Genomic DNA, 20,700 nt, shown 5'->3' with positions numbered 1-20,700 from the left:
CCAAACGCTGACCTCGTCCAATCCATAATCGACTCGGTATTTCAGGTCGATGTATGACGCAAGACACCTCGGTCGGCCCCCTCTCCCGGAGAGAGAGGGGCTGATTGGGGGATGCTGTGGAGATACGCCGACCTGAAATTTCTTTACCGAAACCAGACAGGTCCAAACGCTGACCTCGTCCAATCCATAATCAACCCGGTGTTTCAGGTCGATGTATGACGCAAGACACCTCGGTCGGCCCCCTCTCCCTCCGGGAGAGGGCTGGGGTGAGGGGCTTCTGGGCTTCCAAGACTTCTGATTCAAACAAAAAACCCGGCCGAAGCCGGGTTTTCGTCAAGCAATCACTGCATCCACGGTGGTGGCGGTGGCTCGTCGGACTTGCCTTTCGGCTCGTCGTCCGCCGCACGGATGGCCTGCTTGCGCTCCTCGTCGAGGCGCGCCGCTTCGATCTCGCGCAACACCCCGCCAACATCGGCCAGGTCTTCCGGATCATCGAACTCACCGGTCAGCACACTGTTCGGGTGCAAGGTGCCGGCTTCGTACAGTGCCCACATTTCCTTGGCGTACTTGGTCAATTTCAACTCCGGCGCAAAGCGGCCGAAGTACGAAGCCATGTTACCGACATCCCGCTCCAGCATGCTGAACGCGTGGTTGTTACCGGCAGCGTCGACGGCTTGCGGCAGGTCGATGATGACCGGGCCGGTCGGCGTCAGCAGCACGTTGAACTCCGAAAGGTCACCGTGCACCAGACCGGTACACAACATCAGCACGATCTGCGAAATCAGGAACGCGTGATACTCGCGCGCCTGATCCGGCTCCAGCACCACGTCGTTCAGACGCGGCGCGGCATCGCCGAATTCGTCGGCCACCAGCTCCATCAACAGCACGCCGTCGAGGAAGTCATACGGCTTGGGCACCCGCACCCCGGCACCGGCCAGACGGAACAGCGCCGCCACTTCGGCATTCTGCCAGGCATCTTCGGTCTCTTTGCGACCGAACTTGGAGCCTTTCGCCATCGCGCGAGCCTGTCGGCTGTTGCGCACCTTGCGGCCTTCCTGATACTCGGCCGCCTGGCGGAAACTGCGTTTGTTCGCCTCCTTGTAGACCTTTGCGCAACGTAACTGATTGCCGCAGCGCACCACATAAACAGCTGCTTCTTTACCACTCATCAGTGGGCGCAGCACTTCGTCGACCAGACCGTCCTCGATCAGGGGTTCAATGCGTTTTGGAGTCTTCATCAGCTTTTATTGTGGGTCCTTTATTACCAAACACGCGAATGTCACTCGTTATACGGCAATCCTCGCATTACGGGGAGGGGTTGCCGACCTGTGAACCTGTGAATGCACACACTGTGCCGAAAAAATCGACCACGGCGAATCATAGCCGAGCCGGCCTCGATTGTTGGTATCGGCCGTTGAGGGCATTTGCGACAGAATCTGACATTTGCCATTCAGCCCTCTTACCCTCACCCCAGCCCTCTCCCCGAGGGAGAGGGGGCCGACCGAGGTGTCTGGCGTTATACATCGACCTGAAATACCGCGTCGATTATGGATTGGGCTAACCATCTGACCCCAATCAGTCCCCTCTCCCTCCGGGAGAGGGTTAGGGTGAGGGGCTCTTCTCGCGTTAGCGTTCGATGATGGCGGTAACGCCCTGCCCGCCCGCGGCGCAAATCGAGATCAGGCCCCGGCCCTTGCCTGCCGCATCGAGTAGCTTGGCCAAATTGGCGACGATACGCCCGCCAGTCGCGGCAAACGGATGCCCGGCCGCCAGAGAACTGCCCTTCACATTGAGTCGGCTGCGATCGATCGAGCCTAGCGGCGCGTCGAGGCCCAAGCGGGTTTTGCAGTACTCGGGGTCTTCCCAGGCTTTCAACGTACACAGCACTTGCGCGGCGAATGCCTCATGAATTTCGTAGTAATCGAAATCCTGCAAGGTCAGCCCGTTGCGCGCCAGCAAACGCGGCACAGCGTACACCGGCGCCATCAGCAGCCCTTCGGCGCCGTTGACGAAATCCACTGCCGCCGCCTCGCCGTCGCGCAGGTAAGCGAGGATCGGCAAGCCACGTTCCTTGGCCCATTCTTCGCTGCCGAGCAGCACCACAGACGCGCCATCAGTCAGCGGCGTGGAGTTGCCCGCCGTCAGCGTACCTTTCGCGCTTTTCTCGAACGCCGGTTTCAGCGTCGCGAGTTTTTCCAGGGTCAGGTCCGGACGCAGGTTGTTGTCGCGGGTCAGACCAAGGAACGGCGTCATCAGGTCGTTGTGCCAGCCTTCGCTGTAGGACGCGGCGAGTTTGTGATGGCTTTCGAGGGTCAGTTGATCCTGCTCTTCACGCGGGATCTGCCAGGTCTGCGCCATCAACTCACAGTGCTCGCCCATCGACAGCCCAGTGCGTGGTTCGCCGATGCGTGGGAAATCCGGAATCAGATGTCTGGGCCGCAGTTGCAGAAAGGTTTTCAGTTTGTCGCCGGTGGTCTTGGCGCGGTTGGCTTGCAGGAGAATTTTGCGCAGGCCTTCACTGACACTGATCGGTGCGTCCGAGGTGGTGTCGACGCCACCAGCAATGCCGCAGTCGATCTGGCCGAGGGCGATCTTGTTTGCGACCAGCATCGCCGCTTCCAGCCCGGTGCCGCAGGCTTGCTGAATATCGTAGGCCGGCGTAGCGGGTGACAGACGTGAGCCGAGCACGCATTCACGGGTCAGACTCATATCTCGTGACAATTTCAGCACCGCGCCCGCCACCACCTCGCCGAGGCGCTGGCCGTGCAGGTTATAGCGTTCGATCAAGCCTTCAAGGGCGGCGGTCAGCATCGCCTGATTGCTGGCGGTGGCGTACGGGCCGTTGGAACGGGCGAAAGGGATACGGTTACCGCCAATGATCGCGACGCGGCGCAGCTGACTCATGAATAACTCCTTGTCCAAAGGTCTGAATTCACGCCAATCCCTTGTAGGAGTGAGCCTGCTCGCGATAGCGGTGGGTCAGATAAACATTTCTTGACTGATACACCGCTATCGCGAGCAGGCTCACTCCTACAGGGGGTCAGCTGTGTTTATGAATGTGCGTTCGGCAACACAAATGCCGGGGGCAAACTACTCTGCTGTTCTAGCGTAGGCCTTATTGCGTGAATCGAACGATTGATTGCCGTCGGCAGTCCACACTTTGAACCCCAACTTCTGGAGAGCGTTCCATGTCTGACCGCTATATCGACTTCGCCAACTCGTCCATCGGCCATCGTCTGGTCGGGGCGCTGGGCCTGCCGTCGCCGGTGCGACTGGAACGCTGGCAGGCCGGGCGCCTGCGGCCGGTGGAAGGTGCGCTGCTGATCGGCGGCGGAGCGCTGGCCGAGCGCATCAGTGCCTTCGCCAACCGTTTGACCGACGGCATCTACCGTTACGGCGAACAACCGGAAACCGCCACCGAATGGATTCCCGGCCACGGCCCGAAACTCAAAGCCGTGGTGTTCGACGCCAGCGAATTGCTGCACACCGACCAGCTCAAGCAACTGCGCGAATTCTTCCAGCCGCTGATGAAAAACCTCGACCACAGCGCCCATCTGGTAATTCTCGGTCGCGCGCCGGAAACCCTAAGTGATCCGTTTGCCGCCAGCGCACAGCGCGCGCTGGAAGGGTTCTCCCGTTCGCTGGCCAAGGAACTGCGCAGCGGCGGCACGCTGCAATTGATCTATGTCGGCGAAGGCGCGGAAGATCAACTGGAAGGCCCGCTGCGGTTTTTCCTCTCGCCGAAAAGTGCGTTTGTGTCCGGACAGGTGATTCGCCTGACCGCTTGTGCGACGCCAGTGACTGACTGGACGCGCCCGCTGGCCGGGCGCAAGGCGTTGGTCACCGGGGCTGCGCGCGGCATCGGTGCGTCCATCGCTGAAACCCTGGCGCGCGATGGCGCCGACGTGATCCTGCTCGATGTCCCGCCGGCCAAGACCGATCTCGAAGCCCTCGCCGCCCGCCTCGGTGGCCGCGCGATCACCCTGGATATCTGTGCTACCGACGCCGCCGCGCAACTGGTCGAACAACTGCCTGACGGCCTCGATATTCTGGTGCACAACGCCGGCATCACCCGTGACAAAACTCTGGCCAACATGACCCCGGAATTCTGGGATGCCGTGCTGGCGGTCAACCTCAATGCCCCGCAAGTGCTGACCAAAGCGCTGCTCGACAGCGGCACGCTGCAGGATGATGCGCGGGTCGTTCTGCTGGCTTCGATCAGCGGCATTGCCGGCAACCGTGGGCAAACCAATTACGCCGCGAGCAAGGCCGGGCTGATCGGTCTGGCGCAAGCCTGGGCGCCGACGCTGCTGGAACGTGGCATCAGCATCAATGCCGTCGCCCCCGGTTTTATCGAGACGCAGATGACCGCGCACATTCCGTTCGGCCTGCGTGAGGCCGGGCGGCGCATGAGTTCGCTGGGTCAGGGCGGCTTGCCGCAGGACGTCGCCGAAGCGGTCGCGTGGCTGGCACAACCGGGCAGCGGCGCGTTTACCGGGCAGGCGCTGCGGGTCTGTGGACAAAGTGTTCTGGGGGCTTAGGCATGAGCATCGAATGGCACACACTGGATCGCGAGCCGAGTTTGCCCGGGCTGTATGCACGGGCGGCGGCGCGACGGAAAATCACCGGCACGCAATTGCCCGACAGCGGTTTGCGCTGTTGGGTCGATGTCGATGGCAAACGCCTGGCGGCCTATCGCAAGGTCTGCGGATTCATCGATGACGGTCTGCTGCCACCGACGTATCCGCATATCCTCGCGTTTGCCTTGCAGATGCAATTACTCACGGCCAAGGACTTTCCGTTCCCGCTGTTGGGGTTGATTCATCTGAGCAACCGCATTCGCGTGTTGCGCCCGATGGGCGGGATCGGTCGGGCGCAGGTGAGCGTGCGCGTGACGAACCTGCAAGCGCATCCCAAAGGTGCGACGTTCGATCTGCTGACCACGCTGGATGACCAGCTCGGGCCGTTGTGGGAAGCCGAAAGCCAGATGCTCTGTCGCGGCGTGAAGCTTGAGGGCGAAGCTGTCGAACAAACCTGGGAACCCTCGCAATCGCTGGTGGAGGTGGCGCGCTGGAAAGCGCCGGCCGATATCGGCCGGCAATACGCCAAAGTCTCAGGAGACTACAACCCGATTCACCTGAGTGCAGCCAGCGCCAAGTTGTTCGGTTTTCCAACAGCGATCGCTCATGGTTTGTGGAACAAGGCGCGAACGCTCGCGGCGCTGGGCGATCATTTGCCCAAGGCCAACCTCGAGATCGCCGTGCACTTTCGCAAACCGGTGCGCCTGCCCAGTGAGGTGACCTTGCTGGCGAGTGCGGCGGGGTCCAGTGGTGAGTTGCGCCTGATCGGTGCACAAGAGCTGGAACACATGGTCGGGCAGTGGCAACCCATTGCTTGAGCACGCGGGACACCGTTAATTGTGTGTATATAACTTAAGTTTTCCTCAGCCTATCCCCTTCCGCCGAAAAACCCCGGGCCTTGATTATCAAGGCCTTTTTTTGTGCGGCTATATCGTGGGTATTAGTCCTTAGGCGCTGAACTTCGCCCTCTATATAAAGGCGTTAATACCAACTTGAGAATGGTCTGAAACCCGCCCCTGGACTGAGATTGAGCACAACGGTCGAAGGCATCACCGACGACAGATCGGCGAGCCATCGAAGTCAACGAACGTTGTGACAGGTGCAAGGAATACGATCATGAAAACTCAAGGCGTGTGGTGCAAATCGGCAATCGCTCTGGCATTGATTCTCTCCCTTGGCCTCACCGGGTGCAGCAGCGGTGGTGGCGGTCATAAAAGCAGTTCCGGCAGTTCCGCGGCGGACGGCACCGCTGGCACTGGCGGCACCTCGGATACTGGCGGTACGGGTGGCACCGGTGATACTGCCGGCACCGGCGGAACCGGGGGCACCGGCGATACTGCCGGAACCGGTGGCACGGGCGGAACGGGTGGTACTGGCGGAACAGGTGGCACCGATCCGACCAATCCAACCAACCCGACAGATCCGACCGATCCCACCAACCCGACCAATCCAACCACCACCCCATTGGTGACCACCACGCTGGTGCAGGATGTCGGTAATACCGTCGCTGGCGTCGGCGATGGCGTTGGCCAGATCGGTGACTCGCTGAGCAGCGTTCCTGTTGTCGGTGGCGTTGTACAAAGTGCGGCCAGAACCGCCGGCAATGTCGTCAGCACCTTGGGTGACGGTGTCACCAATGGCGTTGGCAAACTGGCCACCGACCCGAATGGCCTGACCACCACCGTCGCTTCGGTCGGCGGCGTGGTGACTGATGTCGGCGACGGCGTGTCCGACCTCAGCGCCAAGCTGTCCACTGCGACTGGCAGCGTTCCGGTGGTGGGCGGTGTTGTGACCAAAGTCGCGCCGCTGCTTGATGGTGTCGGCGAGAAAGTCACCATGCTCGGCAATACCCTCGACACCACGCTGACCAACGGCCCGACCAGCCAACTGACGAACAAAGTCGGCGGCAGTCTGGTACCCGTGATCGCGATGGTCGAAAGCACCACGGACAAACTCGGCACTGCCACCGGGCTCGGCGATCCACTCAAAGGCGCGATCTCGCAAGTCGGTGGCGCGGTGAACACCCTGGGCGGCAAGGTCACCGATGCGGGTAACGGCAATGCCTTGACCAACACCCTCGGCGGCGCGTTGAGCGATACCGGCACCGCGGTCGGCAAGGCTGGTGGTCTGGTGTCCAACGGCACCGGCTCGGGTACTGGTGGAGTGGGTGGTGGTCTGGGCGGCGGCCTCGGTGGTACTGGCCTGCTGCAAACCGTCGGCGGTGCCGTGGTCAATGTGGGCGCAGGGCTGAATGCCGGCAATACCAATGGCGTCGTCAGCGCCGGCGGCGTTACCGCTACCGGCCTCGGCAATACCGTCGCTTCGCTCAACACCGTACTCGGTGGATCGGGCACCCCGATCACCGCGACAACTTCACCTCTGGCCACGGTTGGCGCCACCTTGGGCACGGGTCTGAATCCGGTCACCAGCGCTGTGACCAACGTGACTCAACAAGTCGGCGCAGCGACCGGTATCGGAGCCCCCGTCGCCGGTCTCACCGGCCAGGTTGGCGGTGCGGTCAGCAGTATCGGCACCACCATTGCCGCGACCAACAACCCGGTCACCACAGCGGTCGGTGGTCTGGTCACCAACGTCGGCGGCACCGTTGCCGCCGTCGGTGGACTGGTCAACGGAGGTACCAGCGGAGGTACAACCGGTGGCGGTCTGGGCGGTGTACTCGGTGGTCTGACCAATACTCTGGGAGGCAGCCAACGCTAAATTGCACCTGGCCGATTCGACGGCCTCACCTACAGCGCCTACGCTTGGTTGAGGGCGGAAGATTCCCACGAGTCTTCCGCCTTTTTTCTTAGGAGAATTCAGCCCAGTGCTGTGATCTGACCATGGAGTGTCCTATGCGCGTAATGGCATCCCTGCTGTTCCTCAGTCTCAGTTCCGCCGCCCTCGCCGACACCCTGCCCAGCTTTCTCAACAGCAACGAAACCATCCGCAACCTGCCGGTGCCGAACCTGCCCGCCGACGCCTATCGCCCGAGCGCCACGCCCGTGCAAGTGCCGGACGCCGGTGCCGCCGCGGCGCAACCGCTGTTGATGGAGACCAAGATCAATTTGCAAACCGTGCAAATCGAAGGCGGAACCCTCTACCCGCTCAACGAGCTCGCCGAAATCTACAAACCCCTGATCGGCCGCCAAGCCACGCTCGCCGAACTGATCGAAGCCACGCGCAACATCACTCGACGCTATCAGCAGGACGGTTACCTGCTGTCCTACGCGTTCTTGCCGCAGCAGAATTTCAATGACGGCGTAGCACGCGTGGTGCTGGTAGAAGGCTACGTTCGTGATATCCAGATCGAGGGTGATGTCGGCCGGGTCAGAACGCTGCTCGACAAACTGGCAGCGAAGATCCAGGCAGAACGGCCGCTGACCCGCAAGACGTTCGAGCGCTACACCACGCTGATGACGCGCATCCCCGGCGTAACGATCCAGGCCCAGGTGCCACCGCCCGGCACTACCGACGGTGCGACAACGCTGGTCGCCCAGGCCAGTCGCAAACCCTTCACCAGCACGCTGAGCACCACCGAAGACAACCGCAACGGCACCCAGGCCCTGCTCGGCGTCAGTAGCAATTCGCAAACCTCAATGGGCGAACAACTGACCCTCAGCGGTCTGTTTCCACCGGGTGACGATCACGAGCATTACTACCGCCTCGACTACAACCAGTTCCTCAATGACGAGGGCGCGCAACTGGCGCTGTCTGCTTCACGTTACCGCGCCGATCCCAGTACCGAAGTCCTCATCGACGGCGGTGGTCGACTCAGCACCCATCGAGAAAACGACCGCTACTCCATCGGGTTCACCCTGCCGTTGATTGCCGCCTCCAACGAATTGCTGACCGCCGGCTCGCGCCTGTACGCAGTCGATGACAAGACCCGCTACAACGGCATCAACTTCCCGTTCAGCACCGAGTTCCGTACCGACGTACGCGCTCTGGCTTTCGAAGGCGACTGGCGCAAAGCCGATGCCCGGCAACTGCGTATTCTCAGTGGCGGCGTGTATCAGGGTTTCGACAGCCTGGGCGCGCATACCAACTACGACGACATCGACCTCGATTTCTTCCGCGTACGCCTGTCCGGGGTGCAGAGCAACAAGTTCCTCGACAACTGGCAAGGCGTGCTCTCGACCGCACTGTACTGGAGCGACGACACCCTGCCCGACAGCGAGCGTGCGGTGTTCGGCGGGCAGAATTTCGGTCGCGGTTATCCCGACGATCAAGCGTCCGGCGACAAGGGCTGGGGCGTGGCGTACGAGGTCAACTACAGCTTCAACCGCGACGACAACTGGGTGCGCATCCTGCAACCGTATGTCGTACTCGATCGCTCGCGCAGCTGGTTCAATGAACTGCCGGTAAAGGCCAACAATCTGTCATCGGCGGCAATCGGGCTGCGGTTTGGCGATGCCAAGTACTACAACATTGCGCTGGAAGCGGCGAAGGCGATGTCGGATGAAGCACTGGACACGTTCAATCGCAAGCCCAGGTACAGCATCAGTTTCAGCTACCAGTTGTAAGCTGAAATACCCAGGAGGCTTCGGCAGCGGCGGGTGGAATGTACAACCGGCAGAAATGGGTCGGATTGCAGGCCGCCTTCGCGAGCAGGCTCGCTCCCACAGTTTGAACTGGTGCATCTAGAGAGAGATTGGTCGGCTGTCAGGCCGCCATCGCGAGCAGGCTCACTCCTACAGTTGGATTAAGTGCATTCAGTTAGAAATTGGCCGGCTGTCAGGCCGCTTTCGTAGGACCGCCGTCCGCAGCAAACTCGCCCCCACAGAAAAGCCAAAGCAAAACAGCGCACACCGCGCATCGCTACCGCTCCTCACCACTCAACAGGATGAGCGTTAGCTCGGCTGCAGCTTTTGATCTTGACTCATCGGCCGCGTCGGCAGGCTGAGTGGAGGGATTGATCCGGGGGTGGGAGCGCAGCGACCGTTTGGCGAAGCCAAACACAGCGAGAGGAGGTGCAGCGAAGCAAACCGTAGGCGCTGCGCCCGGATCGATCCCGGAGCGAAGGAACCCCGAGCCCCAGCGAGCGGGCCGAACGTTGCGGCAAGCCTTTTTGGGTACTTTTTCGGCGTCTGGAAAAAGTGCCTCGCCGTAAGGGCGAAACCGCCAGCCGCAACACCCAAAAAAACGGATATTCACCCAAAACACCCAAAGCACGGTCGGCCCAGAGGCCGCCGAGCTCAACCTCAGCCAACCTGAACCTTAGGCTTGGGAAACAAATTATCCAGAGTCTCCAACAACCTGACGTAATAAATCGGCTTGCGAAACAGATCCACCACCTGCAACCGCAACAGATCACTGACGTCTTCCATATCCGCATGCCCAGACATCACAATCACCGGCAAATGCTGCCGAGAAGTATGCTCACGCAACCGCTTGATCAACGACATCCCGGACTCCTCCGGCATACGCAAATCAGTAATCACCAGCGCGATATCGGGATGGCGAGTCAGATGATGCAACGCCAGCTTCACCGACGTCGCCGCATGACAGACAAACCCCTCGCCCTCCAGCAACTCCGCCAGTTCCAGCAACGCGTCCTCTTCATCGTCAACCAGAAGCAACTGTTGGCGGTGCGGCGAAGACGCGTTCATAGGCAATACCTGAAAGCTGAATGGAAAATCCATTGTAGTGCGATATCAGCCAGGTGCAGCGTTCCCATGATTCAAGGCGTCGGCCGTGTCACAGCCGTACCATCAAGAGACGTCAAAATATTATTGAAGATCGCCAGCACCCTGTCGCCAAGAGGGGTTACGAATGCCACAACCACGACGGCGACCATCGCCACCACAATGGCGTACTCGATCGCCGAAGCCCCTTCTTCATTCTTGATGAACACCCGGGCTCTGGACATTAGATAGTCGAAAGTCATGCGAAACATAGGACTGCTCCTTTGCGCCTCTGGCGCTGATGTCACTACAACGGCAAAGAACCACCGTGCCATTTGAGCATTGTCAACAAACCCCCACCCAACAACTGTAAGAACGGATTAATCACAAAGGATTAATCACATCGCGAAGTTGCCGATTGCTGCTGTTAATTGGCCAAGACTCATACTTTAGTGGGTTATTTTCCTGTCACTAATGGCGTTTTGGCTCGGATCAGCTAGCGTGGAAATAGCGAAATAGTTGCATGTTCATAGCTGCCGGATTGGGAACTTCTCTCGTAAGCAAGTGCGGTGGGTAGTGCAGCAGGAAAGGGAGAGCCGTCATGAACAGTCGCGTCACCATGGGCCTTGCAGCCATCCTTATGCTTGGAGCGATCTTTGTCGGTTACTGGGGACTGGTGCTCAGTCGTCAACCGGCACCCGTCGCCGAAGCCCCCGTTGCCCCAGCCGTCACCGTTGAAAAAACTGTCGCGATCGCCGAAGACCAGGCCCGCCAACCGGTGGTGGTACTGCTGCACGACGTGCCACCCTTTACCGCGCTGACCGCTGCCGATGTCGCGGTGGAAAAACTGCGCAGTGCACCGGCCGGCAGCTTGAGCAACGTCGATCAGGCCATCGGCCGCACACCCTGGCGGCACCTCAGCGCCGGCACCTGGCTGAATGATGAAAGCTTCACCGCCGGCGGCTCACTGGCACGCATGATTCACAGCGATGAACGCGCCCTCACCGTGGCCGTCGACGAAGTGATCGGCGCGGCCGGGCAACTGATCCCCGGGGATTACGTCGATGTCTTGCTCTACCTGCGCCAGGATTCCAGCAACCTCGAACAGTCGGCGCAGATCGTTTTACCGGCCATGCGCGTGCTGGGTGTCGGCGATCAATACGGCCTGACCAACGACGGCCAACCGGCCTCGCCGGCCCTGAGCGCCGAGGAAAAACTCAAACAGGATCAACGCCGCATCGCCGCGCGCACCGTGGTGCTGGCAGTGCCCGAACAACTGCTCAGCCGACTGATGCTGGCAACGCAAGTCGGCACCTTGCGTCTGGCCGTACGCAGCAGTGAAGAACAACGCCTGGCCAAATACTGGGCCGGCGAAACGCAGGCGCCGGAGCATCTGAGCAGCGCCAACAGCCAACTCTTCCAGTTCACCCAACTGGCCTTGGGCGCTGGACCGAAAGCGCCTGCCGGCGGCGGTTCCGGCGCGGCCCCGAGGCCTGCCGTGGAAATCATTCGCGGCAACCAGATCACCCAACAAAACCCATGACTGCGCAAGGATCCAAGGGCATGCAGAGTCGTTCCAGGCCGACATTCAAACCCATGCTGCGCGCCCTGCTACTGATGGGCCTGTCGATGGACGCCGCGTTGGCGGCAGTCGGCAACTGTTCGGCACTGGGGCGCATGCCGCCAGTGATCGAAATCGGCGAAGGCTTTCAGCAGGATGTGCAATCGCCAGTGGCGATCACCCGTCTGGCGATTGGCGATCCGAAAATCGCCGACGTGCACGCCAACGGCAGTTCGTCCTTTCTGCTCACCGGCGTTGCGCCCGGTGCCACCAGCCTGATGGTCTGGACCTCGTGTTCAAGCGAGCCGCGCCAAAGCATGGTCTTTGTTCAGGGCGCCGCCACTGCCGCCATGACCGCCACCCTGCCCTCGGATGACCCGAGCCTGCCGTCGCAAGTGCAGACCGATATCCGCTTCGTCGAAGTCAGCCGGACCAAACTCAAGGAAGCCACCGCCTCACTGATCGGCACGCGCGGAAACTTTCTGTTCGGTTCGCCCGGCACCCTGCCGCCGATTGACGGGGTGCCGCAGCCACGCCTGCCGGTGGACAACTCACTGTTCAACTTCTCGTGGGTCGGCGGCAAGACCATGGCGATCATCAATGCGCTGGAAACCAGCGGCTTCGCCTATACCCTCGCGCGGCCGAGTCTGGTCGCGTTGAACGGACAGAGCGCAAGCTTTCTGGCCGGCGGTGAAATCCCGATTCCAGTGCCCAGTTCCGGCAGTGACAGCGTGTCGATCGAATACAAGGAATTCGGTATCCGCCTGACCCTGACGCCAACCATCATCGGCCGCGATCGCATCGCCTTGAAGGTCGCCCCGGAAGTCAGCGAACTGGACTTCAGCAATGCCGTGCAGATCGCCGGCACCACTGTGCCGGCCCTGACCATCCGCCGCACCGACACCAGCGTGTCACTCGGCGATGGCGAAAGCTTCGTCATCAGCGGCTTGATCAGCACCACCAACAGCTCGCAGGTGAACAAGTTTCCCGGCCTCGGCGACATCCCGGTGCTCGGCGCCTTTTTCAAAGGCTCGCAGATCAAGCGCGAAGAACGCGAACTGCTGATGATCGTCACCCCGCATCTGGTGCAGCCACTGGCCGCCGATGCGCAACTGCCGTCGCTACCGGGCGAAAAACTGCGTAATTACGATCCGAATTTCTACCGCATGTTCTTCCTTGAAAACGGCAACTTCGACAAGCGCAGCGGGTTATCGCAATGAGCCAGAGCCTGAGCCAGACCTTTCTCGCCATCACCCGCAACAGCACCGATCTGGAGTGGCTGCAAGGCGCACTCGCACCGTTGGGCCAAGTGATCAGCGCCGGTGGCGGCAGCCTTGATGAACTGCTGGCGCTGGTGGACGTGACCTTTGCCAATCTGGTGTTCGTCGGCCTTGATCGCGAGCACGTGGTCGCCCAGAGCGCGTTGATCGAAGGCGCGCTGGAGGCCAAACCGATGCTGGCGATCGTGGCGCTCGGCGACGGCATGGACAATCAGTTGGTGCTCAACGCGATGCGCGCCGGCGCCCGGGATTTTGTCGCTTACGGTTCACGCTCCAGTGAAGTCGCCGGGCTGGTGCGGCGCTTGAGCAAACGCCTGCCGCCCGTGGCACCGAATACGCAATTGGGCGGCCTCACGGTGATGTATGGCGTGCAGAGCAGTTCCGACGGCGCACTGCTGGCCAATCACATGGCGTTGGTGGTGCAAAAGAGCGGTCAGCAAACCTTGCTGCTTGATCTCGGTTTGCCGCGCGGTGACAGCCTCGCCCTGCTCGGGCTGGAAAGTTCGTTCCACTTCGGCGATGCCTTGCGCCACTTGCGCAGGCTCGACGCCACGCTGATCGACAGCGCCTTCACCAGTGCCGAAGCCGGCCTGCGGATCCTCGCCTACGCCAGCAACGACGAGCCGCTGGAAAACACCAGCGCTGCCGAGCTGTACATGTTGCTCAGCGCCTTGCGCCAGCACTTCCAGCACATCGTCGTGAACCTCACCGGGCAGACCGACAGCGAAGCCTTGCGCACCTTTGTCAGCCACTGCGACAAGTTGCTCTGGTACACCGATCAGAACGTGCTCAACTGCCGACGCAACCTTGCCGTGCTCAATCTGTGGCGGGAAAAAGGCATGAAGCTCGACCACGGACGCCTGCTGATCGACCGCTATTTGAGCAACGTCGCGCCCGATTCGGACACCCTCGGCAAGACCTTCAACCTGGAAGTGATTGCCACGCTGGCCCTCACTCCAGAAGTTCGTCTGAACGCGAAAAACCAGGGCGTCAGCCTGTTCGAACTGGCCCCGCGAGAAAAACTCACGCAGAGCCTGCGCGCTCTCGGCGAACGTCTGGCGAAACGTTCCGAAGGCCTGGCCAAACCTAAAGTGACCTGGTTCGACCGCTTGCGAGGCACCTCATGAGCGCAGAAAAACTCTTCGGTACGGCGCCCCGCAGTGGCGTCGGCAACAGCGATCACGAAGGCCTGAAACTGGTCCTGCATCGCTACATCATCGACGCCCTCGAAGAGTCGGGGAAAAACCTGCTGGAAGGTTCACGCCAGCAACTCGCGCAATTTGTCACCGACAAAGTCGCCGAATACATCGCGCGTTTGCACCTGGCGATATCGCGCTACGAAATGGAGCGGCTGGCCGAAGAGATCGTCGACGAGCTCACCGGTTTCGGCCCGCTGGAAGTGTTGCTGCGCGATCAGTCGGTGACCGAGATTCTGGTCAACGGCCCGCACCGGGTGTTCATCGAACGCGACGGTGTGCTGCACCAGAGTGACCTGCGTTTTATCGATGCGCATCACGTCGAACGCGTGATGCAGCGCATCCTCGCGCCGCTCGGTCGGCGCCTCGACGAGTCTTCGCCGATGGTCGATGCACGCCTGCCGGATGGCAGTCGGGTCAACGCGATCATTCCGCCGATTGCCCTCGACGGCCCATGCCTGTCGATCCGTAAATTTCGCAAGGACATGCTCAAGAGCACCGACCTGATGGCGATGCAAACCATCGACCTGTCGATCTTCGAGTTTTTCCAGGATGCGGTCGGCAAGCGCTGCAACATCCTGATCAGCGGCGGCACCGGCACCGGCAAAACCACGCTGCTGAATATTCTCAGCCAGTTGATCAACCCGCATGAACGTCTGGTGACCATCGAAGACGTCGCCGAATTGCAACTCGGCCACCCGCACGTGGTGCGCCTGGAGACCCGTCCGCCGAATGCCGAAGGCCACGGTGAAGTGAAGGCCAGCGACCTGATTCGCAACGCCCTGCGGATGCGCCCTGACCGAATCATCCTCGGCGAGATTCGTGGCGTCGAAGTGGTCGACGTCCTCACCGCGATGAACACCGGTCACGACGGCTCGATGAGCACCGTACACGCCAACAACGCCCAGGATGCCCTGCTGCGCCTGGAAACACTGGTCGGCCTGACCGGCCGCTCCATCGCCGAACGCACCCTGCGCCAGATGATCTGCGCCGCCCTCGACGTGATCATCCAGTTGACGCGCATGCCTGACGGGCGCCGCTGCGTCAGCGAGGTCGTGGAAGTGGTCGGCATTCGCGAGGACGTCTACGTCACCAACACCCTGTTCCGCCTCGACCGTCGCAGCGGTTTCGGCTTCCTGCGCGAAGCCGTCAATCCGGCCGGCGACAAGCTGCGCCACGAGGCTCATCTGGGCTGACGGCAAGGAGCACCGAGCATGCTGGGACCGATCATTCTCATCGTTATCTGCCTGACGCTGCTGGGGCTGTCGATCCGTCTGTTCCTGCAAGGCCTGCGCAAGACCGCCACGGAAAAAGTCCTCAACCGTCTCGCCGCCGGACAGCCGCAACTGGCGCCGGACAAACCTGTGTGGGTCGGACTGGAGCGGATGTTTCTGCGTGCCGGACTGGGCCGCCCGACCGAGCGTTTCGGCCTGTGGCTGAGTCTGTGGGCGCTGGCGATGGCGCTGGGGTTTTTTCTCGCCGACTGGGTCGGCCTGCTGCTGATGATCTTCATTCCGCCACTGGCACTGCGGCTGTACATCGCCGTGCTCTACCAGCGCCTGGTCAAACGGATGATCGAGCAACTGCCGCAGTTGCTTGACCACACCGTGCGCAGCCTGAAGTCCGGGCGCACCCTGAGCGACGCAGTCATGGGCGGCATTGAAGCCAGTGAAGATCCGCTGAAAAAAGCCATGGGCCGGGTCCAGCGCAACGTGCAACTAGGCGTGAACTTGCCGGACGCCGTCAGCGATTTCGCCGAACTGTATGAACAGGACGAACTGCGCATGTTCGCCCTCGGCCTCAAGGTCAATCATCGCTACGGCGGCAACGCCAGCGAGCTGCTGGAGAACCTGATCAAACTGATCCGCGAACGCGACCAAGGCGCGCGGCAACTGCGTGCGCTCACCGGCGAAACACGCATGACCGCGTGGGTGCTCGGTTCGTTGCCGCTGCTGCTGGTGAGTTACTTCATGCTGACCAACCCCGGCTACATGCTCGGGATGTGGAACGACGCGAGCGGGCAGAAAATGCTGATCAGCGCTGCCGTGTTGCAAGTGTTCGGAACACTGGCGCTGTGGCGCATGTTACGGAGCGTCTGACATGGTCTACCTCGCCGCTCTCATGTTGCTGCTCGGCGCCCTGCTACTCGTGGTCAATCACTTGCTGACCGAACGGCGTCGGGTGCGTCAGGTCAATCAGCGCTTGCAAGGGCATCTGGTGCGTGAAAACCGCTTCGGCAGCTGGCTGCGCGCGCTGGGCAGCAGCAAGTTCGGCCAGCGCTCGGTGAGCATCGACAGCGAAACCCAGACCCTGCTCAACCGCATCGGCTGGCGCCGCGCCAATGAACGCGCGCTGTTTGCGGCCTGCCAGATCGGCACGCCGCTGCTGACGTTGGGTTTGGCGATTTTTCTGCAAGAGGTGTTTTTCCCCCAGGCTGACAACCGCTGGATCGTGCCGATGCTCGCCACCGGCGGCGGCTATCTGCTGCCCAAACGTCTGCTGGCTTACGCAGCGACGCGGCGGCAGAAAACCATTGCGGTGGAGGTCTCGACGTTCATTCCACTGCTGCGCATCCTCTTCGAATCCGGCATGGCCGTCGAACAGGCCCTGCGCGTACTCAGCATTGAAGCGCAAAAGCTGCTGCCGGAACTGACCAGCGAACTGCGCCTGATCCTGACCCGTGTCGATTCTGGCCTGGAACTCGGCCAGGAGTTGAACAAAGCCGCGGTGATGCTCGCCGTCGACGAATTCACTGACACCTGCGTGATCCTCCAGCAACTGATTCAACAGGGCGGCGGCGCGATGAAGTCGCTGCTGGCGCTCAAGCAACTGCTGGATGATCGGCGCCTGACCCGCTTGCAGGAATACATCTCGAAAATGTCCGCGAAGATGTCGGTGGTGATGATGCTGTTTCTGTTTCCGGCATTGCTGATCGTCCTCGCCGGCCCGGGTTTCACCGCGATAGCCCGGGCATTCGCCAACTGACCTTGCTCATGGAGAGCGTTTGATGAAAGTACTGATAGTCATGGCAAGTCTGTTGCTGCTCGGCGGTTGCGCCACCGACGGCCAGGCACCGTGGACCGCGCTGCTGTCACCGAGCAGTTGCAGCAAAATGACCCAGGAGCAGGAACTGGCCCTGAACCTCGCGGACGACCTGGCCAACGACGGCAAACTGCACGCCAGCCTGGCCAACCTGCAAAGCCTGCCGGACAACATCAGCGAAGTGCGCCTGCGCAAAGCCAAGGTCTATCGCTTGCTCGGCCGCAGCGAAGCCGAGCCGCTGTACCGCGGCCTGCTTGGCGGCTGCCTGACCGCCGAAGCCGAACACGGCCTCGGCCAACTCTACGCCGCCCGTGGCGACAACGGCCAGGCCCAGGCCCACCTGCAACGCGCCGCCCGCCTGGCCCCCACCGACGAGAAAATCCGCAACGACCTCGGCGTGGTCTACCTCAACCAGCTACGCCTCAACGACGCGCGCTTCGAGTTCCTCACCGCCATCGAACTCAAGCAGAACAACCAACTGGCAACCCTGAACATGGTCACCCTGCTGCTGTACCAGAACGACTGGCCACAAGCCGCCGAAATCGTCAGCCGCGCCAAACTGACCCCGCAACAATTCACCGAAGCCCAGCAACGCGCAGAAAAACTCAAAGCCCCGGTCAAGGCCAAACCCGCCACCGGCAATCAAGTGGCCGCCGTCGCTGAGCCGTTGCCGTCATCGCTCAAATAAGGAGACAGCCATGCATCCCTTCAAAGGCCTGTGCTACCTGACCCTGCTCAGCCTGCCCCTCAGCGCCACCGCCATCGACGCCGGCCCCGCCTCGGCGCAACAACAGGAAACCGAAGGCTGGCTGGTCCTGCAAAGCCGCAACAAAGCCGCCTCGCCCAAGCCACAAACGGCAACCGCGACCGAACGGGATCTGGCGATGCAGCGCTGGTTGAAAAAGTACAAATATGAGATTCCGGATTTTTATGATCCGGATGCGGGTGGGAAGATCGAGACCAAGAATTAGTGAGGTGCTGACCTTGCGAGCGCTTTCGCGAGCAGGCTCGCTCCCACCTTTTGAAATGCACTCCACCTGTGTGAACGAGCCTGCTCGCGAAGAACGATGACGCGGCGTGCCTGACGGATCAGGTCTGCGGATCGACCCGATCCAGTGCCCGGTTTACCGCCAGCTCAGCCAGCATGATGATCTGCTGAATCGCCAGCGCCGTATTACGCTCGGGCCGGCCGAGTTGATCAGCAAAGTTACCGGCCAGTGTGTTGGCCGAAGCCAGGGATTCGCAGGCGTGGGCGAGCAGGCTTTCGGTATCGATTTTCGGATGGATGAGAAACATTGTGCTCGGTTGGCGGGGTTTTGCAGGTTCGGGGCAGAGGTAGAAATCGAGAGCACGTTTGATCGCTTCGCGGTTTTTGGCGAGGTTGTCGGCGCGGATGGCTTCTTCGAACGGGGTGGTGGATTCGAGGGGTGGGTCGGGGATCAGTTTGTCCATTGAAACAACTCCAAAGTCTTTGCCACCACCCTCTGCCATTCTCACGGGGCAAAAGGTGGCAGCTGTATGCGGGGTGAGAATACCGGTTATGGACACCCGGCCAGACCGAAGTCTGCCCGCACACAGCCGCCATGACACATTGCAGACAGCAGACAAGCTGGCGGCGATTATGCGTGCACAAGGACTTGATGACCATAAATTGCCGGGTTCTCACACCCGATCGCTGAGTGTTCAGCGACAGCCAAAGACTAGAGAGCGCACGTCCGACGGACAACCTGAAAACCTTGTGGGAAGGTTCTGGTTATTTGACACAAAGTTAAACAGCAAAAGCCTACCCTCACCCTAACCCTCTCCCGGAGGGAGAGGGGACTGACCGTGGTGTTTGGGAGAGCTACGTCGGCGTGAAATACCGAGTCGGACTCAGATTCTGAAACAGATCAAAAGCCCCTCACCCTAGCCCTCTCCCGGAGGGAGAGGGGACTGACCGGGGTGTTTGGTAGAGGTACGCCGACGTGAAATACCGCGTCGAACTCAGATTCTGAAACAGATCAAAAGCCCCTCACCCTGACCCTCTCCCAGAGGGAGAGGGGACTGACCGAGGTATTTGGTAGAGGTACGCCGACGTGAAATATCGAGTCGAATTCAGATTCTGAAACAGATCAAAGCCCCTCACCCTAGCCCTCTCCCAGAGGGAGAGGGAACTGACCGAGTCGTTTGGGAGAGCTACGCCGACGTGAAAGACCGAGTCGAATTCAGACTCTGAAACAGATCAAAAGCCCCTCACCCGCTCCTAACCACTCAACAGGATGAGCGTTAGCTCGGTTGCAGCTTTTGATCTGTTGGCCCCTTCGGCAGGCTGAGTGGAGGGATTGATCCGGGGGTAGGCGCGCAGCGCCGTTCGACGAAGTCGAACACATCGAAAGGAGGTGCAGCGAAGCAAACCGGAAGCGATGCCCCCGGATCGATCCCGGAACGAAGGAACCCCGAGCCCCAGCGAGGGGCCGAACGCCGGGGCCCAGCCTTTTGGTTACTTTTTGGCGTCTGAAAAAGTGACCCGCCGTAAGGGCGGAACCGCCACCCGCAACACCCAAAAAAACGGATATACACACCAAACCCCAAGAACCTGGTCGGCCCAAAGGCCGCCAAGTCAATGCGCCGTAACCCGCTGCCGCGCAGCCGAAGCACTCGGCGAAAGAGCCAAAGCCAACTGCGTCCGATTATGCATATGCGTCAACCGCAACACCTGCGAAACATAAAGCTTCACCGTGTTCTCGGTAATCCCCAACTCACAGGCAATCTGATAATTGGTCTGCCCCTTACCGACCAACCGCGCCACATCCAGTTGCCGCGGCGACAACTGATTGAAAATCTCCGGCATTTCCTGCGCATCAGCCTCAACAGGCTCACCGCCCAACCCATCGCGAACCACCGTCGAAGGACTACGCCGCACCTTGTCCAGATCCTGATAAAGGTCATCAATCGACTCAGACAAAAACTGCAACTTCTGATTCAAATGCCCCAAATGCAGATTTTTCTGCCGCTCCTGCAGCGCCACCTCCTGACGTCGCACACCTTCGAGCAACTCATCCAGATCAATCGGCTTCTGATAGTAATCGGCAATCCCAGCACGCAACGCCTTGATCACATCCTGCTTGTCGGCACGCCCAGTCAGCATGATCGCCTCGAACGCCCGATGCTTGCCCGCCAGCCGCTGTAATTCCTGAATCAACTGAATGCCATCCATGTCCGGCATGTGCAGATCACTCAGCACCAGACCGATTTCCGCGTCCTCACTGAACCGCTCGATCGCCTGCTGACTCGACTCACACGGCACACAGCGATAACCGCTGCTTTCAAGAAACTCGCACAACTCCTCCACAATCAACGGCTGATCGTCGACCACGAGGACTTTTACCGCAGACGTAAGCTTGTTCACGTGCTACTCCATGTCCCAGGCCAAAGCTG

At 60.8% G+C, this 20,700-nt stretch carries 18 protein-coding genes; 12 read left to right on the top strand and 6 right to left on the bottom strand.

The window, feature by feature from the left end:
• Positions 1-341: 341 nt before the first annotated feature.
• Both CKW17_RS23500 and CKW17_RS23495 read right to left on the bottom strand, forming a co-directional pair.
• Positions 342-1,238 carry a PA4780 family RIO1-like protein kinase gene (locus tag CKW17_RS23500; protein ID WP_007914672.1) on the bottom strand — a complete coding sequence of 299 codons (897 nt, stop codon included), beginning with the start codon at positions 1,236-1,238 and terminating at the stop codon, positions 342-344.
• Positions 1,239-1,626: 388 nt separating this feature from the next.
• Entirely contained in the window at positions 1,627-2,904 is a 1,278-nt protein-coding gene (locus tag CKW17_RS23495; RefSeq protein ID WP_095122005.1) for an acetyl-CoA C-acetyltransferase, read from the bottom strand.
• Positions 2,905-3,188: 284 nt separating this feature from the next.
• Here CKW17_RS23495 and CKW17_RS23490 point away from each other — a divergent pair, with 284 nt between their 5' ends.
• The 4 genes from CKW17_RS23490 to CKW17_RS23475 all read left to right on the top strand — a co-directional run bounded on the left by CKW17_RS23490 (position 3,189) and on the right by CKW17_RS23475 (position 9,103).
• Positions 3,189-4,541 (top strand): 3-oxoacyl-ACP reductase, encoded by a 1,353-nt coding sequence (locus CKW17_RS23490; protein WP_095122004.1) that lies wholly within the window; start codon positions 3,189-3,191, stop codon positions 4,539-4,541.
• A 2-nt stretch (positions 4,542-4,543) separates the two neighbouring features.
• Positions 4,544-5,398: a MaoC/PaaZ C-terminal domain-containing protein gene (locus CKW17_RS23485; RefSeq protein WP_095122003.1), complete on the top strand. Its 855-nt coding sequence runs from the start codon at positions 4,544-4,546 to the stop codon at positions 5,396-5,398.
• Positions 5,399-5,696: 298 nt separating this feature from the next.
• Positions 5,697-7,298: a collagen-like triple helix repeat-containing protein gene (locus CKW17_RS23480; RefSeq protein WP_095122002.1), complete on the top strand. Its 1,602-nt coding sequence runs from the start codon at positions 5,697-5,699 to the stop codon at positions 7,296-7,298.
• Between the two features lie 134 nt (positions 7,299-7,432).
• Positions 7,433-9,103: a ShlB/FhaC/HecB family hemolysin secretion/activation protein gene (locus CKW17_RS23475; RefSeq protein ID WP_095122000.1), complete on the top strand. Its 1,671-nt coding sequence runs from the start codon at positions 7,433-7,435 to the stop codon at positions 9,101-9,103.
• Between the two features lie 678 nt (positions 9,104-9,781).
• On the opposite strand, the gene CKW17_RS23470 is transcribed toward CKW17_RS23475, so the two are convergent.
• Together CKW17_RS23470 and CKW17_RS23465 are read right to left on the bottom strand one after the other, a co-directional pair.
• The gene (locus tag CKW17_RS23470) at positions 9,782-10,189 is read right to left on the bottom strand and encodes a response regulator (protein WP_095047381.1); all 408 of its coding nucleotides are present in this window, start codon (positions 10,187-10,189) and stop codon (positions 9,782-9,784) included.
• A 71-nt stretch (positions 10,190-10,260) separates the two neighbouring features.
• Positions 10,261-10,467: a Flp family type IVb pilin gene (locus tag CKW17_RS23465; RefSeq protein ID WP_095047415.1), complete on the bottom strand. Its 207-nt coding sequence runs from the start codon at positions 10,465-10,467 to the stop codon at positions 10,261-10,263.
• 338 nt (positions 10,468-10,805) lie between these two features.
• On the opposite strand from CKW17_RS23465, the gene cpaB reads away from it, so the two are divergent.
• From cpaB to CKW17_RS23425, 8 genes are read left to right on the top strand one after another with little or no spacing between them, the layout of a single operon-like run.
• Positions 10,806-11,747: a Flp pilus assembly protein CpaB gene (cpaB, locus tag CKW17_RS23460; protein ID WP_095121998.1), complete on the top strand. Its 942-nt coding sequence runs from the start codon at positions 10,806-10,808 to the stop codon at positions 11,745-11,747.
• Positions 11,748-11,767: 20 nt separating this feature from the next.
• Positions 11,768-12,985 (top strand): type II and III secretion system protein family protein, encoded by a 1,218-nt coding sequence (locus CKW17_RS23455; RefSeq protein WP_095121996.1) that lies wholly within the window; start codon positions 11,768-11,770, stop codon positions 12,983-12,985.
• Complete coding sequence (locus tag CKW17_RS23450) at positions 12,982-14,172, top strand: pilus assembly protein (RefSeq protein WP_095121994.1); 1,191 nt, start codon at positions 12,982-12,984, stop codon at positions 14,170-14,172. Before CKW17_RS23455 ends, CKW17_RS23450 begins: the two co-directional genes overlap by 4 nt.
• Positions 14,169-15,437, top strand: a complete 1,269-nt coding sequence (locus tag CKW17_RS23445; protein WP_095121992.1) for a CpaF family protein — start codon at positions 14,169-14,171, stop codon at positions 15,435-15,437. Before CKW17_RS23450 ends, CKW17_RS23445 begins: the two co-directional genes overlap by 4 nt.
• Positions 15,438-15,455: 18 nt before the next feature.
• Entirely contained in the window at positions 15,456-16,340 is an 885-nt protein-coding gene (locus CKW17_RS23440) for a type II secretion system F family protein (protein WP_095121990.1), read from the top strand.
• A gap of 1 nt (position 16,341) precedes the next feature.
• A complete protein-coding gene (locus CKW17_RS23435; RefSeq protein ID WP_095121988.1) occupies positions 16,342-17,226 on the top strand; it encodes a type II secretion system F family protein in 885 nt (294 codons plus the stop codon).
• Positions 17,227-17,248: 22 nt separating this feature from the next.
• On the top strand, positions 17,249-17,971 hold the full coding sequence (locus tag CKW17_RS23430; RefSeq protein WP_095121986.1) for a tetratricopeptide repeat protein: 723 nt from the start codon (positions 17,249-17,251) through the stop codon (positions 17,969-17,971).
• Between the two features lie 10 nt (positions 17,972-17,981).
• A complete protein-coding gene (locus CKW17_RS23425) occupies positions 17,982-18,254 on the top strand; it encodes a DUF3613 domain-containing protein (RefSeq protein ID WP_095121984.1) in 273 nt (90 codons plus the stop codon).
• Between the two features lie 118 nt (positions 18,255-18,372).
• Here the strand turns inward: CKW17_RS23425 and CKW17_RS23420 are convergent, their stop codons facing one another.
• Both CKW17_RS23420 and CKW17_RS23415 read right to left on the bottom strand, forming a co-directional pair.
• Positions 18,373-18,735, bottom strand: a complete 363-nt coding sequence (locus CKW17_RS23420; protein WP_095121982.1) for a DUF6124 family protein — start codon at positions 18,733-18,735, stop codon at positions 18,373-18,375.
• A gap of 1,147 nt (positions 18,736-19,882) precedes the next feature.
• Complete coding sequence (locus CKW17_RS23415; RefSeq protein WP_095121980.1) at positions 19,883-20,671, bottom strand: response regulator transcription factor; 789 nt, start codon at positions 20,669-20,671, stop codon at positions 19,883-19,885.
• Positions 20,672-20,700 lie beyond the last annotated feature (29 nt).

Source organism: Pseudomonas sp. Irchel s3f10, from assembly GCF_900187515.1.
GTDB lineage: Bacteria > Pseudomonadota > Gammaproteobacteria > Pseudomonadales > Pseudomonadaceae > Aquipseudomonas > Aquipseudomonas tensinigenes.
Note: the sequence above shows the minus strand (reverse complement) of the source record. Positions and strands in the feature narration are given on the sequence as shown.

Coding starts and splice junctions, on each gene's coding strand:
- CKW17_RS23490 (WP_095122004.1), top strand. CDS start 3,189: ATGTCTGACCGCTATATCGACTTCGCCAACTCGTCCATCGGCCATCGT.
- CKW17_RS23450 (WP_095121994.1), top strand. CDS start 12,982: ATGAGCCAGAGCCTGAGCCAGACCTTTCTCGCCATCACCCGCAACAGC.
- CKW17_RS23425 (WP_095121984.1), top strand. CDS start 17,982: ATGCATCCCTTCAAAGGCCTGTGCTACCTGACCCTGCTCAGCCTGCCC.
- CKW17_RS23455 (WP_095121996.1), top strand. CDS start 11,768: ATGCAGAGTCGTTCCAGGCCGACATTCAAACCCATGCTGCGCGCCCTG.
- CKW17_RS23500 (WP_007914672.1), bottom strand. CDS start 1,238: ATGAAGACTCCAAAACGCATTGAACCCCTGATCGAGGACGGTCTGGTC.
- CKW17_RS23420 (WP_095121982.1), bottom strand. CDS start 18,735: ATGGACAAACTGATCCCCGACCCACCCCTCGAATCCACCACCCCGTTC.
- CKW17_RS23465 (WP_095047415.1), bottom strand. CDS start 10,467: ATGACTTTCGACTATCTAATGTCCAGAGCCCGGGTGTTCATCAAGAAT.
- CKW17_RS23485 (WP_095122003.1), top strand. CDS start 4,544: ATGAGCATCGAATGGCACACACTGGATCGCGAGCCGAGTTTGCCCGGG.
- CKW17_RS23475 (WP_095122000.1), top strand. CDS start 7,433: ATGCGCGTAATGGCATCCCTGCTGTTCCTCAGTCTCAGTTCCGCCGCC.
- CKW17_RS23430 (WP_095121986.1), top strand. CDS start 17,249: ATGAAAGTACTGATAGTCATGGCAAGTCTGTTGCTGCTCGGCGGTTGC.
- CKW17_RS23470 (WP_095047381.1), bottom strand. CDS start 10,189: ATGAACGCGTCTTCGCCGCACCGCCAACAGTTGCTTCTGGTTGACGAT.
- CKW17_RS23440 (WP_095121990.1), top strand. CDS start 15,456: ATGCTGGGACCGATCATTCTCATCGTTATCTGCCTGACGCTGCTGGGG.
- CKW17_RS23495 (WP_095122005.1), bottom strand. CDS start 2,904: ATGAGTCAGCTGCGCCGCGTCGCGATCATTGGCGGTAACCGTATCCCT.
- CKW17_RS23445 (WP_095121992.1), top strand. CDS start 14,169: ATGAGCGCAGAAAAACTCTTCGGTACGGCGCCCCGCAGTGGCGTCGGC.
- CKW17_RS23480 (WP_095122002.1), top strand. CDS start 5,697: ATGAAAACTCAAGGCGTGTGGTGCAAATCGGCAATCGCTCTGGCATTG.
- CKW17_RS23435 (WP_095121988.1), top strand. CDS start 16,342: ATGGTCTACCTCGCCGCTCTCATGTTGCTGCTCGGCGCCCTGCTACTC.
- cpaB (WP_095121998.1), top strand. CDS start 10,806: ATGAACAGTCGCGTCACCATGGGCCTTGCAGCCATCCTTATGCTTGGA.